Genomic DNA, 15,212 nt, shown 5'->3' with positions numbered 1-15,212 from the left:
AATAAACAATAATTTGCCAGATACACAATTATTAAGTGAAGGGGATTGAAGATGTCACTCCATTCAGGATGAATAAGCACTTTTTTTAACTTTTAGAATCATTCCCGTAGAGTCCGTGACGTGGTCTGTGTCACTCCCCAGCCCAAAGTAGAAATCCCCATTTAGTTCTTCGAAAGATCTCGCAAAGGTGTCTTCTTTAAAATTGAATACCTCCGTCCAGTTCGCATCGCTATCAAGATCACTCCCGCTAGTTTTATATACCCTATTTGTATATTGACCAGGAGATGTTTCTATATGGGTTAAGACATAAATCGTTTTTCCACGAACAAGGATATCCATAGGCATGGCATTTGGATTAGGGAAGCTCACGCGACGCGCGTCATCAATATCATTCGCTACAACTAACGACTGCGGCTTCCACTGATGATCATTATAAATTTCCCCTGCAATATACAGTAGCTTATCATTGAATACAGTAGTGCGAACCATCCTCATATAAGGAGGTATATTTGTTACCTTTTTAGTAATGCCTGGCAGCATTTCATTTCCGTAGATCGTTTTCTGGAAACCTTCTGCTTTCTCAGCCCCCCCACCTGAACACCCTCTAATACAAAGGATTTTATTCTCCGTAGACCACATATTATTGTCTGGCAGCATGGCACTGACAGCATAAAGTTTATTTTTAAATTCAAATAACGTATACGCTCTAGTGGGGCCGAACGCATCAATGGAACCTAATTTTGTCCATGTGTTACCGTCATCTTTGGACACCAAAACATCAGGAGCTGTATCTGAGCCAATGGCCGCAAAAAGTTCACCCTTGTAGTACGCCATATCATAAACATGAACACCCTTAGGTATGTTCCTGTATTTTATCCATTGATTGTTGTCCAATTTATAATAATTACCATACTGCCACCCTTCGCCTCGAGCATCATGGCCAGGTATGTACAGCTTCCCGTTCAGTATTTTGAAGGTGTCAATTTGCTCCTCATCTACGTATTTATTAATTTTCGCTTTCTTTGAAGAGGAGGAGGTCGGAGTCACAACATCTTGGACTACAAATTTATTTTTGCCTGGATCATAGTAGTATATTGGAATAGGTCCTGCATTTGGTGCGGGCCCGTCATTACTGCTGTTGCCATGGCCTAAATAGATCTTGCCCTCAAAAACTTGCATGTCCCAAACATTCCGGGCATAAGCTGATTTCGAAAAGGGATTTCCCAATTTTTCCATTTTTGATGTTACATCTTTATTGGCTGTTACGGTGGTTTCAGGCATCGAAGCGGACAGAAAAAGACTTAGAATCAGCAGTAGCGACATTTTCTTGAAAATGACTAGATTTACACCTAACATAAAAGACCTCCTATTGGAATAATAAGCTTCAAGGAATACTCATTACACTGCCTCACGAACACATTTCATGTACTACCCTTTTACGTTCATTCACCTCTCATTTACACTTAGATCCCATTGGTTACATACAAGTAATCTCCTCAAACGATGAGTAAGGCTTTTCCACATCGATTCCAGACATCTAGTTACATTTTGTATCATTGATATTGTACTACTTTTTTTGCCATCTTTAAACAATCACTTCCATTCCTTTTCCAAATCGTTGTTTTGAATTCCGCAACATTTTATTTGAAACCACTTGTATTTCGGTCCTTCCTGCATTTACAATAGAAGAAGGTGATGAATGAATGAAAGATATGGTGCAATTCGGCATTCGAATCCGGCGGCTGCGTCAGCAGCACAACTACTCGCTCAGAGAGCTGGGAGAACGCTCGGGTGTTAGTTATTCGTTTATTAACTCTATAGAAAATAATCGCTTCAACCCTTCAAGAGAAACTGTTATCTCTCTAGCTGACGCCCTGAATGCCTCTGATAAAAATGAGCTTCTTCTGCTCGCAGGATTCGCTCCGACTGAAGATGATTCCATCGAATCTCCTGCTGGATCTGGTCATGGGGAAGTCGATGACCCTGAGGTCAGTTTATTTTTCAAAGATTTCAAGAACGCACCCAAGGAACGCCGAGATGAAATGCTGCGCTTCTGGAACTTCATTAAAGATCAGCAACAAGCTCGCAAGCCTGATAGTCGACAATAAGCCCATAACTAGCCCAATGGGCTTTTCTTTTGCTCACAAGATCGAACATACATTCTTATTCCGAGGTGCTACTATGTTCTCAAACTACCAAACTACGCCTCTTGAGCAGTGGATTGAAGCTTTATATCACCAGCACCAGCTTACACAACCCAATCAGCTACAAATTGTAAATCTGGCTAGCAAGCTCAACATATGGACATATTTCACAGATATGAACAGTATGGCCGTCGAAAATAACGGACTATTCAGTATCAACTTGGATCGCCGTCTTTCTGCCAGAGAGCAGTGGGAAGATTTCCTACATGAAGTCTGCCATCTATTAAGACATGCAGGCAATCAGATGACGATGCCTGATCAATACGTCGGTTGGCAAGAACAGGATGCTGCTGCTTTCCAGTTGTATGCGGCTATGCCCATTTCCATGATCAAACAAATTCAACTGCCAGAACGAAAAAGCGAAATGATAGAAGCACTATCTGAGGAGTTTCAGGTGACTTATCGACTCGCAGCAGCTAGACTAGAACAAATCCAACGTCGAATTTTCCAAGGAATTATGGATCAGGAGTTCCATTTATTTATCAAGAACCAAACCTCTTCATATCATCCAGCCAATTGGTCTGATGCGACCCGCAGCATCATGGAGAAGCTTGAGCAGCTCAAACGGAAAGGAGCATCGACAAATGGCAAAGCTCACCATCCTGTATGATTATCATGATGATCAACTGCAGCCGTTCCTCATGTCGATTCTCTTTCTGCCCAAGGAGCTTGATTGGAGCAAATCTACCCTCTATGTGCCGCTTCAAGCACCTTTTCAAAAACTGCTTGCAGAAGAAATCGACGAAGAAGAAGCTGGCATTTCCGTTCTATTGGATGACCTTCTTATCAATCCGAGACACCCGCGTCGTTTTGGTATCAGCTTAAGCACAATTAAACTGCGTCATGCTGCTCTGTCCTGTCAAATTCAGCAAATTAATCAATTATGGATGCGTATGTGTGACATTGAAGATGTGCTGCAAATGGATACTAGATTTATGTATCGTTGGAACTCAGCATCGACCTGATAAAAAAGAAAAGAAGGACTTCTTATTTAGAAGCCCTTCTCATTATTTAGCTTACGCCAATTGATGTAACTCGGTTAGATTCGTTTGTCATTCTTGAGAATAACAAGGCTTGCTGTAACAGCAGCGCGAGTAATCTACGCATGGAGCTGATCCCGATTTTACCCATAATGTTGGCAAGATGAATCTTCACCGTTTTCTCGCTAATACAGCAATATTCCGCGATTTCCCGATTCGTATACCCATAGGTCGCAATAATTGCAAGAATTTCCGATTCACGTTGCGTGAGACCATGATTGGAAAAGAATTGGTTCAAAACGAGATGCGGTTCATGATTACGCTCGATCAGAACGGTAGCTTCTTCCTGCATGCTTGTGTTGTTTTTCATGCTATTACTTCCTTTATATGTATGTGTCGCTCACGACTGAGATCAAGAAAAGTCTCCTCGACTTTGACCAACGGATTCGTATCATCACTTGGATTAATATAGATGACCTCACCCCACCGACCATCGGTAAGCAAGACCTTTCGACCGATTAGACTCTTTACCATGTTGCTAAGGAACACAGAAACAATATGCGGATCCAACTCACCGAAAAACCCTTGCCTCATGCGGCTTACAACCTCATAAAATGGCATCATTTCGTGATAAGGACGCTTCGAGGACATCGCATGGAAAATATCAGCTACAGCGACAATACGACTCATTCGGTCTAACTGAGCATCTTTTAATTTCAAAGGATATCCACTGCCATCGGCGCGTTCATGATGCTGTAAAGCTACAAGCGCAACCCTGTAGTTAAGTCCGACTGTATCTTTGAGCATGTTGTAACCCAATACCGTATGCCGCTTCATTTCATCAAATTCTTCCCGAGTTAGCTTACCTGGCTTCATCAGAATCTCTTGTGAAATCTGGACTTTACCAACATCATGAAGAGTTGCCGCCAGGGATAATAAGGCCACGTCTGAATCAGGAAGATTTAACCATTTACCTATAAGAGTAGATAGAATACCGACGCCGATGTTGTGCCGGTGCGTGTACTCATCCTTAGCTTTAACCGCTTGGAACAGTTGAAATAAATCGGGATGCTCCGCCGCCTCCTGAATAATTGGAATCAAATCATTTTTGATTTCAAGCAGGGGGATTTTCTTATGCGTCTGGATACGTTCGAACAAATCCTTCGCATACTGAGTAGCCTTCTGTACAAGGAGTTGGGAGGAATCGGAGGTAGACACGACTTCTATATGCGATGTTACAATAATATCCACCTTATCAATTCGGTGCTGTTGAAATAAATCCAAGTGCTCTTGATCCAGAACAGATTGACTCGGGACTAATACAAGACCATAACTAGTCGTAACATCATACTTTAATACCTTACCCAATAATTCTCTCAATAAAGCCCTCTCCAATAGTACCAAAGTGTAACCATTTCAATTATATACGACAGAATTCCCGACATCTATGGGATTTGAAGCCCGAATTTCATTTGAAATATTGGGATAAATAACCTATTTACATTTTCGAGAAAATAGTAGACGTGTCGGTTACACCACTCACTAATCGTTTTTTGTGTGATACAAATTAATTCTTCTAATCATACGATTCGTAGTATCGTAAATAACTATGTTTCCTTTGCTGTCCACAGTGAAGTCTATTGAATTACCTAATGATAGGCTGCTGGGCTCTTTTTCTCCACCCTGACTCATATTTCCTTCTGAATACTCCATATATCCAGCAACACCAGGCACCATTTTTTCATACATTTTCTTGGCCGGATCGTAGAGACCATGCTTGTAGGCTAGTTCATTCAACTTCACATAATTCTCGATTGCGCCGTCAGTACTCAATTTATAAAACCCTTGTTCATCCGCCACATAAAAGAATCCATCCCTAGATGCTGCTCCATTTATTTGTTTCAAATTCACCTTAGCTACCTCTTGAAGACTTCCCTTTGTGTCTAATTTACTAATTGTTCTATTGACTGTATCCAATACATAGATGGCGCTTTCTTTTACTGTAGATACAAGCTGCTGTTTCAAACTACTGCTTAACACCCCGGTTGTGTCTCGCTCTTTACCAATTTCAAAGGAATATACTCGCTCTTGCAACGTATTGCTGTAGTAAAATTGTTTCTCGTTTAATGTGGCAAAAAAATCGCTTTCCTCATCCATCACACAATCCAAATGATAAGTGAGCATCTGGACATTGGGCAAGACTTCATAGATAACAGTCGTAATATCCTTCTTATCAACATTTGCAAGCAAATATACCTTGTCATGCTGCTCATCGTAAAAGAGCTGCTTTGGAGCTAGATCAAAGTACTTTAAATTTTGTACAATGCCCGTTTTATCTTTATATTCAATGTTAAATTTTTCATCAATATTAACTACATGCTGGAGCTTTTTACTACTTCCATTCTCTTGATTGTAGGAAGAAATATAATACTGGCTTAATGCCGGACGATCATTTTTAAAATCAATCATAAATATATTATTGTTACGATCCGCAACAAAACTCGAAATACTTTCCTGTTTACTCCTAATACTGGGGCCGTCATATTGATATATGTATCTATCTGGTTTGCCGATAGATAGCGTTAAGTTATCTACAGTTGGATTATCAAGCTTCTTCGGTCCAAGAGGCTGAACTTCTATTTTTTTATTCTTTATAGTGATCATCTGCGTACTACTGTCAAAGGTGACTGTTTGATTTAAATTTTCAGAAATAAAACGAAGGGGGACCATGGCAGTTTCATTTATAATAGTAGCCGGCTGATCTAACTTGACGGATGTACCGTTAACAGTAGCTATTGTCTGATCAACTGTAAGATATATGGCCTGTTTGGCTAATAGGATTGTTATTGTTCGAGTAGAATCGTCCCATTTTGTTTCAGCTTCCAATGAATCCCCAATCATTCGTAAAGGCACCATTGTGGTGTTATTCAACAAAATTGGCGCAGCTGGTAGAGTAACTGCTTGCCCATTAACAACTGCCGTCTTATCGTTCAATTTTAAACTGATTTCATGATTATTGAGCTTAGACACCTCATTGGCATATGTCGATTGAGACGATAGCAATAAGATCATTCCTACAAGGATGCTTTTCACTAACTTTTTAATCATTTTCCCCTCCTGGAAGTTCATTTGAAAGTAATTGCTGTTAATACATAGCAGAAATTTAAGGTGCATTATGAATATCTAACAACTTTTTTATGGCGATATCACAATCTATAAATCATACTAGCATTATCCACATTAGTATATGAGCAGATCGAAAAATATAAAAAAGAGTCTCCTGTCATTATAATTTTCACAGCAATTAAAAGACAAATAAAAGAACCCTTACGTTGTAAGGGTTCTGAGCTTTTTGAGGTATATGCGGTCGGGGGGATTTGAACCCCCACGCCTTGTGAGCGCCACCCCCTCAAGATGGTGTGTCTGCCGTTCCACCACGACCGCGCATATATGGGAAGAAATTCTTCTTCCATGTGAATGTCAAAGTGAGCCATGAAGGACTCGAACCTTCGACACCCTGATTAAAAGTCAGGTGCTCTACCAACTGAGCTAATGGCTCGCAGCGTAAAAAGAAATGGTGACCCGTAGGGGACTCGAACCCCTGTTACCTCCGTGAAAGGGAGGTGTCTTAACCACTTGACCAACGGGCCTTGAACGTCTGCAAACCTTGTTCCATTTTTGACGACAAAAATTATTATAACGGATTATATCGAGGATGACAAGCACAATTTCTGGAACTTCACCAATCAAATATGCTATGCTGAAAGCATCTTACCGACAAGAGGTGCGCGTCATCAATGCTTATTTACGAGACCACAAATGGACAAACTCATGAGGAGCCAATACGCTTTCCCGCACAGCAAGAAGTGGCTTGGATTCGCATGGAAAATCCTTCTCCGGGTGAGGTGAAGCATGTTCTTGGCAATCTCTTCCATTGTCACCCTCTGCTAGTAGAGGATGCGGTCAAGTTGAATCAACGTCCCAAGATAGATACCTACACGAATCACGTTTTTTTAACGTTCTTCGCCATTTCAGAGCATTATCAGCCCCAAGAAATCGGTATCGTCATTGGCGCCAATTATATCATTACCGTTTATAAAGAAAAGCTTCCCTTTCTCGACCAGCTATACCAGACATGCTTAGAAGTTGAGGGAAAAATGAGTCATCCCGGCGTCATTCTTCATGCTTTATTAGATCGCTGCGTAGACGACTACTCCGTCGTAGTCGATCATTTCGACGATCGTTTGGATGCGATGGAACAAGGGGTGTATGAGAACCCTTCCATCCGAATCGCACAAGATATTTTTCAACTAAAGCGGACTATGCATCAACTTCGACGCGTTATTGTTGAAGAACGAATCATCCTCTCCGCGATCAGCCATCACTCCTTCCCCTATACGCGGCAGGAAGATGAGGTTTATTTCATCGATATCATGGATCATATTTCACGCGTGGTTGATTCTCTAGATATTTTTCGGGAGTCCTTAACCGGTCTACTGGAACTGCAAATGAGTATGAAATCGGATCGCATGAACGAAATTATGAAAACACTCACCTTGTTCAGCACCATTTTTCTTCCCCTTACTTTTATCGTAGGACTCTACGGAATGAACTTTAAATATATACCTGAACTCACTTGGGATCACGGCTATTTATATGCTTGGATTCTGATGATTATTGTTGGAGGGTGTATGTGGTACTACTTTAAACGTAAACGTTGGTTTTAGTGGAAAAAGCGCTCCCTGCGATTATAAAATCACAGAAGCGCTTTTTGCTTCTAGGTCAATTTGAACTACTTGATTTTGAAAAATGATACGGATTCATTGAGTGTATTCACCACAGATTTCAGTTGTTCCGAAGCCGCCGCAATGTTCTGCATCATGGCCAACTGCTGTTCAGTCGCCGCTGCAACCCCCTGAGATTTCATAAGAATTTGCCCAACAGTGGATGAAGAGTGCTCCATTGTAGCGGAAATTTCCTGCGAGCTTGCCGACATTTGTTCCGTTATCGCTGATGTTTCATGAATTTGGGAGACAATATGTTGAACCGACTGCATAATGGTATGGAAGCTGTGATTCACTTCCTGCATCATATCAGCACCTGTACTAGCCTCCTGTTTAGTTGAATTCATTGAATCGGAGACACTCGTGATCTCCACTCGCGTTTCGTGGATCAACTGGTTAATTCCATCTGCTGACTGAATAGACTGACTCGCAAGCTTACGAATTTCATTAGCAACTACGTTAAATCCCTTTCCATGCTCACCGGCTCTAGCAGCTTCAATAGAAGCGTTTAAAGAAAGTAAATTCGTCTGATTAGCAAAATCTGTAATGCTCGATGCGATATGACCGATTTCATCTGACTTGTGCGTCAGCGACTGGACTGTTTGCGACAATTGTTCCACAGAGACAAGAATACTAGACATCTGCTTCTGTAGACTAGTCAAGAGATCATTGCCAAGATTAGCATGTTGAGAAGTGAGCGATGAATGCTCAGACATTACACCTGAATTCTCAGCAACTCGTTGAATGCCTATCGCCATCTCTTCAATCGCCCTGCTCGTCTCCTCACTGCTTCGAGTTTGATGCTCCATATCCTGTGTCATTTCTTGAATATTGACTGCCACATGCTCGGCTGCGGCTGCTGATTCCCTAGAGCTATCGAATAACTCCATAGAAGCCGAGTTTACATAGCTTGTGTTGTGAGCAATAACACCTATAAGATCCTTGATCTTGGTCACCATCGTGTCCACAGATTCTGTAATTTGTCCTAGCTCGTCTCTGGAATACGCCATCTGTGGCTGATGACGCAGATCTCCTGCAGCTACTTTACTGGTGATTTCCACAATCCTACGAATCGTTTTCATAATTTGGCGAATGATAAACGAACCGAAAGCAAGCAAAAGCAAAATAATTATCGTTACTGACATGTAAACCGACCATGCCGACTTTTTGTTCTGAGCTTGAATTTCTTCAATACTTGTCTTAGCGTAGGTGTCAAGAATTTCTCCCACTTGATTGAGACCCTCTCGCCCTTTTTCAAACGTTTCTAACAGATTACCGTCGTTAATGACACCTTTGCCCGTATTTGATGAGTCAATTACTTGCTTCGCCTGCTTGGACCACTGATCAAACAGCGCATGGAAGCTGTCGAAGTTCTGTTCAATCGTCATCTTCGTGTCGCCGTGAGCAACTTGGATCAAATGTTGAGCTTTCAAAATATCAGCAGCTTGGCCGACTCTCTTATTGGCCTGATCGATATTATCCTGAAGAACTTTCAATTGTTTGGTTTTCTCTTCCGCATTCAGAGTACCAGAGACAAGCAATTGATAAGCCGTCAAGCCTTGATACATATCCCGGTCTGCATTCAGAATGAGCGAAGTACTTTTATCCGTAGTTTCATAGAGCGATGTTTTCAGCTTATCCACATTCGAATCGTTTTGCTGCGTTAAATAAACGCTTGTTAACAAAAACAGCAGAGAAGGCAACAACAACAAAAGAAGAAGTCTAACACGAATTGAACGTAATCTTGACATAAAAGCTAACCTCCGAGGTGGTAAATATTGTGTATCTATCATATCGGATAATCATTTAAAAGATGTTAGGCAAATGTTTAAAAATAGTGAGCATAATAAATAAGCTCGACGGCGTGAACGCCATCGAGCTTATTTATTAACTAAAGTACGGAGAGAGAGGGATTCGAACCCTCGCACCGCTTACGCAGTCTAACCCCTTAGCAGAGGGTCCCCTTATAGCCACTTGGGTATCTCTCCAAAAGAAATGGCTCCCCGAACAGGACTCGAACCTGTGACAACTCGATTAACAGTCGAGTGCTCTACCAACTGAGCTATCAGGGAATGAACAAGTATTATTTTATTATGAAGACGTTTGTAAGTCAAGTGTAAACGACTTTAACTTTCCTTTGCATTTTCCACAAGCGTATTTACGCACATCCATTTTACGTTTACGATAATATTCCGTTTTGCAATTCACGCATTCCAACCTGTATTTATAAGACTGTTTCTTGGACGGCTGTGGTAGGGAGCGACAAAATCGTGTGCCTCCGACTTGCGCCAATAAAGTTTTAAAATCATGATCACGATGCTGATATCCCCTCTTAAGCAAATGTAAGTGATAGTGGCACAATTCATGCTTAATAATTTTTTCGATTTCATCATGACCAAACGACTCCCACTGTATCCAACTGATTTCAATATCGTGGGACTTAGTGAAATAACGTCCACCTGTGGACCTTAACCTTCGATTAAATCGTGCTTGATGTATAAACGGCCTGCCAAACGATACCAATGAGATCTGCTCCACCCATTGCTGCAGCTCTCGATCATCCATCAGAAAACGCCCCTTTGCCAAGTTCTCACTTGAATTTGTACCGTATGTACGGCTATACTGTCAAGTAGAAAAGAAGAACGCTAGCTTTCCAGAGAGGGGATTTAACGACGATTATGCCACAAATGCGCTATGCTATTCTTAAACACGGGCAACATTTGGAATTTGTAGAAATGCCATCCGCTTATACTTATCAACTTACTGCGCTTAATCAACGCCTTCACAAAGAATTAGAGAAGCTTACTGCTGCTGATGTCCCTCAGCTTCCACATGTTATTGCAGAGTGTGATCATCTCGAATTGATCGGTACAGCCAATAAGCTCATCCACGGACTGGATTACATCAATAGCTTAGAGCAATCATTCGCGGGAATTCAGGAAAAATCTTATCCGCTCATTTCTCTTCTTACTGAAATTCGTGCGCTGCAAGCTCAGCTTGAGCAGTGGTACGAAGAGGAGTTCGAAGAGTAAGAAGCGAATGACAAAAGCCATGATTCGGACCTGCACCCAAATCACCCGATCCTCATATGCTGTTACTACATAGCGAGGAAGGGGATGGGCACATGCCGCAATGGCTCAGTAATCAATTAATGCGGGCCTTCCAGAATAAAAACCGCAGACAAATCCGTTTATTGAATGATAGCTGGTTCTTTTACCGCACCCGCCGCTCACAAGAGGAATGGCCAGACACCCAATTGACAGATGGACCGGGCAAGCGCAAACTGTAGAGAAAGAAGCTGCTACTTGTGTGTAAGCAAGTAACAGCTTTTTCACTTTAATTACTTTGAGTGATGGATTTTGCCATAATCCAGATAATTAATTTTGGATATAGGTTGCATTTTATCCCCACAGCTACTACAATGTAAATATATGTAATATACGTATCGGAGTGAAGCACACTCGATCAAGCAGATTCTTCTGCAGATCGGTGTGCTTTTTTACGTTTTTCCATTAACTCTAGAAGGAGTGCTGTACAAGATGCATAAAAAAACAAAAATAATTTTGGAAAGAAGACGGCTAGAAATGAAACGCGATGGCACCTATTCCAACGAACTTCTGAAGTGTGAAGAGCTCTTCTTTGAGCATGTATGGGGACCTGTATCTGATTTCCGCTTTGATAAGCTTTATGTGAATCACCTTTTTTGGAGTGAACAGATGAATGAGCCAATCACCCGCTTCGTTTATGATCCCTTTGATATTAAGCTGCTTGTTGAAATTATTGGCCATCATGATTGTTTTCCATATGAGGCAGTTGGTAACCCACAGGACTATTGGTCTTCAATGAATGATTTGATTCTGCAAGGTTGGCTGGTGCTTCGTTTCTCGAAACACCAAATTGAATCTCAACCACTGCATTGTCAGAATCAAATTAAGCTGGCTCTGCAGCCTGCCGAAATTCCCTCCCTCCCCCCTTTTTCTCACCGTGAGACTGATATTTGGGATGTTTGGGAAATAAGAAAGCAGCTTGTGATCCAAATGGCCAAACGCCACAACGGTAAAGTAAAAGCGCGTGAAGTTGCCGCTGAATGCAACGTCAGCATACGTGCTGCAGCTGCATGGTTGAAGCGCCTTGCGGTTGAGGGACTATTGTCTTTTGCAGGGGGACACCCGCGCGGGATGGTGTATTTTTTGAAGGATGGTTAAAAAACGCAAGCTTGTACTTGATTGAGAGTTTGAGGAGAAGCAGCAAGCGGAAATCTAGTTCTATTGGGAGGTGAGGCCCAGCAGCAGGCGGAAATACAGTTCAGTTCGGAGGTGAGGCCAGCAGCAGGCGGAAATACAGTTCAGTTCGGAGGTGAGGCCCAGCAGCAGGCGGAAATACAGTTAAGTTTGGAGGTGAGGCCAGCAGCAGGCGGAAATACAGTTCAGTTCGGAGGTGAGGCCAGCAACAGGCGGAAATACAGTTAAGTTCGGAGGTGAGGCCCAGCAGCAGGCGGAAATACAGTTAAGTTTGGAGGTGAGGCCAGCAGCAGGCGGAAATACAGTTCAGTTCGGAGGTGAGACCCAGCAGTAGGCGGAAATACAGTTCAGTTCGGAGGTGAGGCCCAGCAACAGGCGGAAATACAGTTCAGTTGGAAGGCGAGGCCCAGCAGCAGGCGGAAATACAGTTCAGTTCGGAGGTGAGGCCAGCAGCAGGCGGAAATACAGTTCAGTTCGGAGGTGAGGCCCAGCAACAGGCGGAAATACAGTTCAGTTGGAAGGCGAGGCCCAGCAGCAGGCGGAAATACAGTTAAGTTGGAAGGCGAGGCGGAATATAAAAATACTTTTAAACAAATACATACAATAAAGCAGTTGGACATTGTATCCTCCAACTGCTTTATTAAACCACTTATTGCGACTTTTTCATTGTTAAGCTGACTCGGCCTTTTTTTGAATCGACGCTCAGCACCCACACCTTAACGATGTCCCCAACAGAGACAACATCCATAGGGTGCTTAACGAAGCCGTTGCTCAGCTGCGATATATGCACGAGCCCATCGTTCTTGATGCCGATATCGACGAAGGCGCCGAAGTCAATAACATTACGTACAGTGCCTGTTAACTCCATGCCGGGAACAAGATCTTCAAGCTGCAGCACGTCTGTGCGGAAGATCGGCGCGGGAACTTCATCCCGCGGATCTCTCCCAGGACGCTGCAGGCTTTCTAGGATGTCCCTAAGCGTTGGGACACCTACACCTAACTTAAGAGCCAGTTCCGCTGGCTCTAGCGTTTCCAGCAGCGCTAGAAGCTGCTGTGAGCCTAGCTGCTCCATCTCCAGGCGCAGCTCCTTGAACAACCGATCCACTACCTCGTAAGACTCTGGGTGGATCGGGGTGTTGTCGAGCGGATTGCGGCCGCCCTGAATCCGCATGAAGCCGACGCATTGCTCGAAGGTTTTCGCGCCGAGGCGCGGAACCTTCGATAGCTCCTTGCGGCTGCTGAACTTGCCGTTCTCCTCGCGATACTTCACGATGTTCTTCGCCAGTGTCGCGTTCACGCCGGACACGTAAGATAACAGTGACGGGGATGCGGTGTTCAGGTCCACGCCAACATGATTTACAGCCGACTCCACGACGGCTTTCAAGTTCTCATCGAGCCGTTTCTGCGAAACGTCGTGTTGGTACTGCCCGACGCCGATCGCCTTCGGCTCGATCTTCACAAGCTCAGCGAGCGGGTCCTGCAATCTCCGCGCGATAGAGATTGCGCTGCGCTCAGCTACGTCTAGGTCCGGGAACTCCGTCTGCGCCAGCTTCGACGCTGAGTAGACGCTCGCTCCCGCTTCGCTAACGATCAAGTATTTGAGCTTCTGCTCATTGATCTCGCTAATCAACTCCGCGACAAACTGCTCCGTTTCACGGGAAGCCGTCCCGTTTCCAATAACGATCAGACTGACACTGTACTTGCTGATCAACTGCTTGAACTTCGCCTTCGCTTCCGCGACCTTATTATTCGGTGGGGTCGGATAAGTGACGGCGATTTCAAGCATTTTACCTGTGTCATCAATGACCGCCAGCTTACAGCCTGTCCGGAAAGCCGGATCGACACCGAGCACGACATGACCTTTGACTGGTGCTTGCAGCAGCAGATTACGAAGATTTTCTGCAAAAATCTTTATCGCTTGTTCCTCACCCATCTCAGTCATTTCATTGCGCACTTCACGCTCAATTGATGGGGCGATCAAACGTTTATAACCATCTTCAACGATAGCGCGAAGCACGTCTTGAACAACCGAAGGACCCTTAATGATTTGACGTGCGATATAATCATGTATTTTATCAACTGGAACATCTAAACCAACCTTCAACACTTCTTCCCGTTCCCCGCGATTGATCGCGAGTATACGATGCGGTGGAAGTCTGCGAACCGGCTCTTGGTAAGCGTAGTACATCTCATAGACGGACTCTAACTTGGCATCCTTAGCTTCTGTGCGTAGGATTCCTTGATCCTGAGTGAAACGACGCACCCACGACCTTATTTTAGCATCATCGGCAATATTCTCTGCGAGGATATCCATAGCGCCTTGAATGGCCTCAGCTGCGCTGTTAACCTGCTTGTCCACGCTGACATACTGTGAAGCTTCTTGATCCAGAGAACCTTGACGAGGCTGCTTCCAAATCCATTCAGCGAGTGGTTCCAATCCGCGCTCTTTGGCCACACTTGCCCTTGTCTTACGCTTCTGACGATAAGGTCTGTACAGATCTTCGATTTCTTGCAGTTTAGCGGCAGCTTCAATTGACTTTCTCAGTTCATCTGTAAGCTTTCCCTGTTCGTCAATGAGACGAACAACTTCGATTTTCCGATCTTCTAAGTTACGAAGGTATTGCAATCGTTCCTCAATATCCCTCAGCTGGTTTTCATCCAGCTCGCCGGTCATTTCTTTCCGGTAACGCGCGATAAAAGGGATCGTGTTCCCCTCATCGAGCAGGGCCATCGTTGTTTTCACTTTAGCTGTGGGTAATTGGAGCTCTGTAGAAATTTGCTTTAAGATCCGTTCCTGAATCTCAGCTTTCTTTTCTTCAGAAAGCTGGATTTTCTCACGAGGCTCTTCAAGCTCCGCTACCTTTGACTGCTGCTCTGAAGAAGCTGCAGCAGAAGTTCCATTCAAACTACCGTCCTCTTTGGCGTGGAACATCTTTTTTTCCAACTTATCCAACAATGTCACGATCATTCCTCAATTCCTTCAATATGTATGTATGCTAACCC

At 43.5% G+C, this 15,212-nt stretch carries 15 protein-coding genes and 5 tRNA genes; 8 read left to right on the top strand and 12 right to left on the bottom strand.

Annotated elements, in window-relative coordinates; translation table 11 throughout:
- Nucleotides 1-63: 63 nt before the first annotated feature.
- Nucleotides 64-1,356 carry a Kelch repeat-containing protein gene (locus tag GK047_RS13990; RefSeq protein ID WP_163947445.1) on the bottom strand — a complete coding sequence of 431 codons (1,293 nt, stop codon included), beginning with the start codon at nt 1,354-1,356 and terminating at the stop codon, nt 64-66.
- 347 nt (nt 1,357-1,703) lie between these two features.
- On the opposite strand from GK047_RS13990, the gene GK047_RS13985 reads away from it, so the two are divergent.
- The 3 genes from GK047_RS13985 to GK047_RS13975 all read left to right on the top strand — a co-directional run bounded on the left by GK047_RS13985 (nt 1,704) and on the right by GK047_RS13975 (nt 3,169).
- Nucleotides 1,704-2,108, top strand: coding sequence for a helix-turn-helix domain-containing protein (locus tag GK047_RS13985; protein ID WP_163947442.1), 405 nt, complete (start codon nt 1,704-1,706; stop codon nt 2,106-2,108).
- A 73-nt stretch (nt 2,109-2,181) separates the two neighbouring features.
- Nucleotides 2,182-2,814, top strand: a complete 633-nt coding sequence (locus tag GK047_RS13980; protein ID WP_163947438.1) for an ImmA/IrrE family metallo-endopeptidase — start codon at nt 2,182-2,184, stop codon at nt 2,812-2,814.
- On the top strand, nt 2,789-3,169 hold the full coding sequence (locus GK047_RS13975) for a hypothetical protein (RefSeq protein WP_163947435.1): 381 nt from the start codon (nt 2,789-2,791) through the stop codon (nt 3,167-3,169). Before GK047_RS13980 ends, GK047_RS13975 begins: the two co-directional genes overlap by 26 nt.
- A gap of 46 nt (nt 3,170-3,215) precedes the next feature.
- Here the strand turns inward: GK047_RS13975 and GK047_RS13970 are convergent, their stop codons facing one another.
- From GK047_RS13970 to GK047_RS13945, 6 genes are all read right to left on the bottom strand, one after another.
- A complete protein-coding gene (locus GK047_RS13970) occupies nt 3,216-3,554 on the bottom strand; it encodes a response regulator transcription factor (RefSeq protein ID WP_163947431.1) in 339 nt (112 codons plus the stop codon).
- Complete coding sequence (locus tag GK047_RS13965) at nt 3,551-4,564, bottom strand: HD-GYP domain-containing protein (protein ID WP_163947428.1); 1,014 nt, start codon at nt 4,562-4,564, stop codon at nt 3,551-3,553. The genes GK047_RS13970 and GK047_RS13965 overlap by 4 nt, the downstream gene beginning before the upstream one ends.
- Before the next feature lie 162 nt (nt 4,565-4,726).
- Entirely contained in the window at nt 4,727-6,292 is a 1,566-nt protein-coding gene (locus tag GK047_RS13960; RefSeq protein ID WP_163947425.1) for a stalk domain-containing protein, read from the bottom strand.
- 254 nt (nt 6,293-6,546) lie between these two features.
- Nucleotides 6,547-6,628 (bottom strand) — tRNA-Leu (locus GK047_RS13955).
- Between the two features lie 42 nt (nt 6,629-6,670).
- Nucleotides 6,671-6,743: transfer RNA gene (locus GK047_RS13950), tRNA-Lys, on the bottom strand.
- Nucleotides 6,744-6,759: 16 nt separating this feature from the next.
- Nucleotides 6,760-6,834, bottom strand: a tRNA-Glu gene (locus tag GK047_RS13945).
- A gap of 147 nt (nt 6,835-6,981) precedes the next feature.
- Here GK047_RS13945 and corA point away from each other — a divergent pair.
- On the top strand, nt 6,982-7,911 hold the full coding sequence (corA, locus tag GK047_RS13940; RefSeq protein ID WP_163947423.1) for a magnesium/cobalt transporter CorA: 930 nt from the start codon (nt 6,982-6,984) through the stop codon (nt 7,909-7,911).
- Between the two features lie 65 nt (nt 7,912-7,976).
- On the opposite strand, the gene GK047_RS13935 is transcribed toward corA, so the two are convergent.
- The 4 genes from GK047_RS13935 to GK047_RS13920 form a co-directional block, all read right to left on the bottom strand.
- A complete protein-coding gene (locus tag GK047_RS13935) occupies nt 7,977-9,719 on the bottom strand; it encodes a methyl-accepting chemotaxis protein (RefSeq protein WP_163947419.1) in 1,743 nt (580 codons plus the stop codon).
- Between the two features lie 148 nt (nt 9,720-9,867).
- A tRNA-Ser gene (locus GK047_RS13930) sits at nt 9,868-9,956 on the bottom strand.
- Nucleotides 9,957-9,964: 8 nt separating this feature from the next.
- A tRNA-Asn gene (locus GK047_RS13925) sits at nt 9,965-10,040 on the bottom strand.
- 19 nt (nt 10,041-10,059) lie between these two features.
- The gene (locus GK047_RS13920; RefSeq protein ID WP_163947416.1) at nt 10,060-10,533 is read right to left on the bottom strand and encodes a SprT family protein; all 474 of its coding nucleotides are present in this window, start codon (nt 10,531-10,533) and stop codon (nt 10,060-10,062) included.
- A 113-nt stretch (nt 10,534-10,646) separates the two neighbouring features.
- Between GK047_RS13920 and GK047_RS13915 the strand changes: the two genes are divergently transcribed.
- From GK047_RS13915 to GK047_RS13900, 4 genes are all read left to right on the top strand, one after another.
- The gene (locus tag GK047_RS13915; protein ID WP_163947413.1) at nt 10,647-11,000 is read left to right on the top strand and encodes a hydrolase/acyltransferase; all 354 of its coding nucleotides are present in this window, start codon (nt 10,647-10,649) and stop codon (nt 10,998-11,000) included.
- 92 nt (nt 11,001-11,092) lie between these two features.
- Nucleotides 11,093-11,257, top strand: a complete 165-nt coding sequence (cmpA, locus tag GK047_RS13910) for a cortex morphogenetic protein CmpA (RefSeq protein ID WP_163947410.1) — start codon at nt 11,093-11,095, stop codon at nt 11,255-11,257.
- Between the two features lie 250 nt (nt 11,258-11,507).
- Complete coding sequence (locus tag GK047_RS13905; protein ID WP_163947407.1) at nt 11,508-12,173, top strand: helix-turn-helix domain-containing protein; 666 nt, start codon at nt 11,508-11,510, stop codon at nt 12,171-12,173.
- A 63-nt stretch (nt 12,174-12,236) separates the two neighbouring features.
- Complete coding sequence (locus GK047_RS13900; protein WP_163947405.1) at nt 12,237-12,437, top strand: hypothetical protein; 201 nt, start codon at nt 12,237-12,239, stop codon at nt 12,435-12,437.
- A 421-nt stretch (nt 12,438-12,858) separates the two neighbouring features.
- Here GK047_RS13900 and GK047_RS13895 read toward each other — a convergent pair whose 3' ends face one another.
- Entirely contained in the window at nt 12,859-15,177 is a 2,319-nt protein-coding gene (locus GK047_RS13895; protein ID WP_481856007.1) for a Tex family protein, read from the bottom strand.
- Nucleotides 15,178-15,212: the final 35 nt, after the last annotated feature.

Source organism: Paenibacillus sp. SYP-B3998, from assembly GCF_010820665.1.
In the GTDB taxonomy this organism is placed as follows: Bacteria; Bacillota; Bacilli; order Paenibacillales; family NBRC-103111; genus Paenibacillus_E.
The sequence above is the reverse complement of the archived record's forward strand: the minus strand, read 5'-3'. Positions and strand labels throughout refer to the sequence as shown.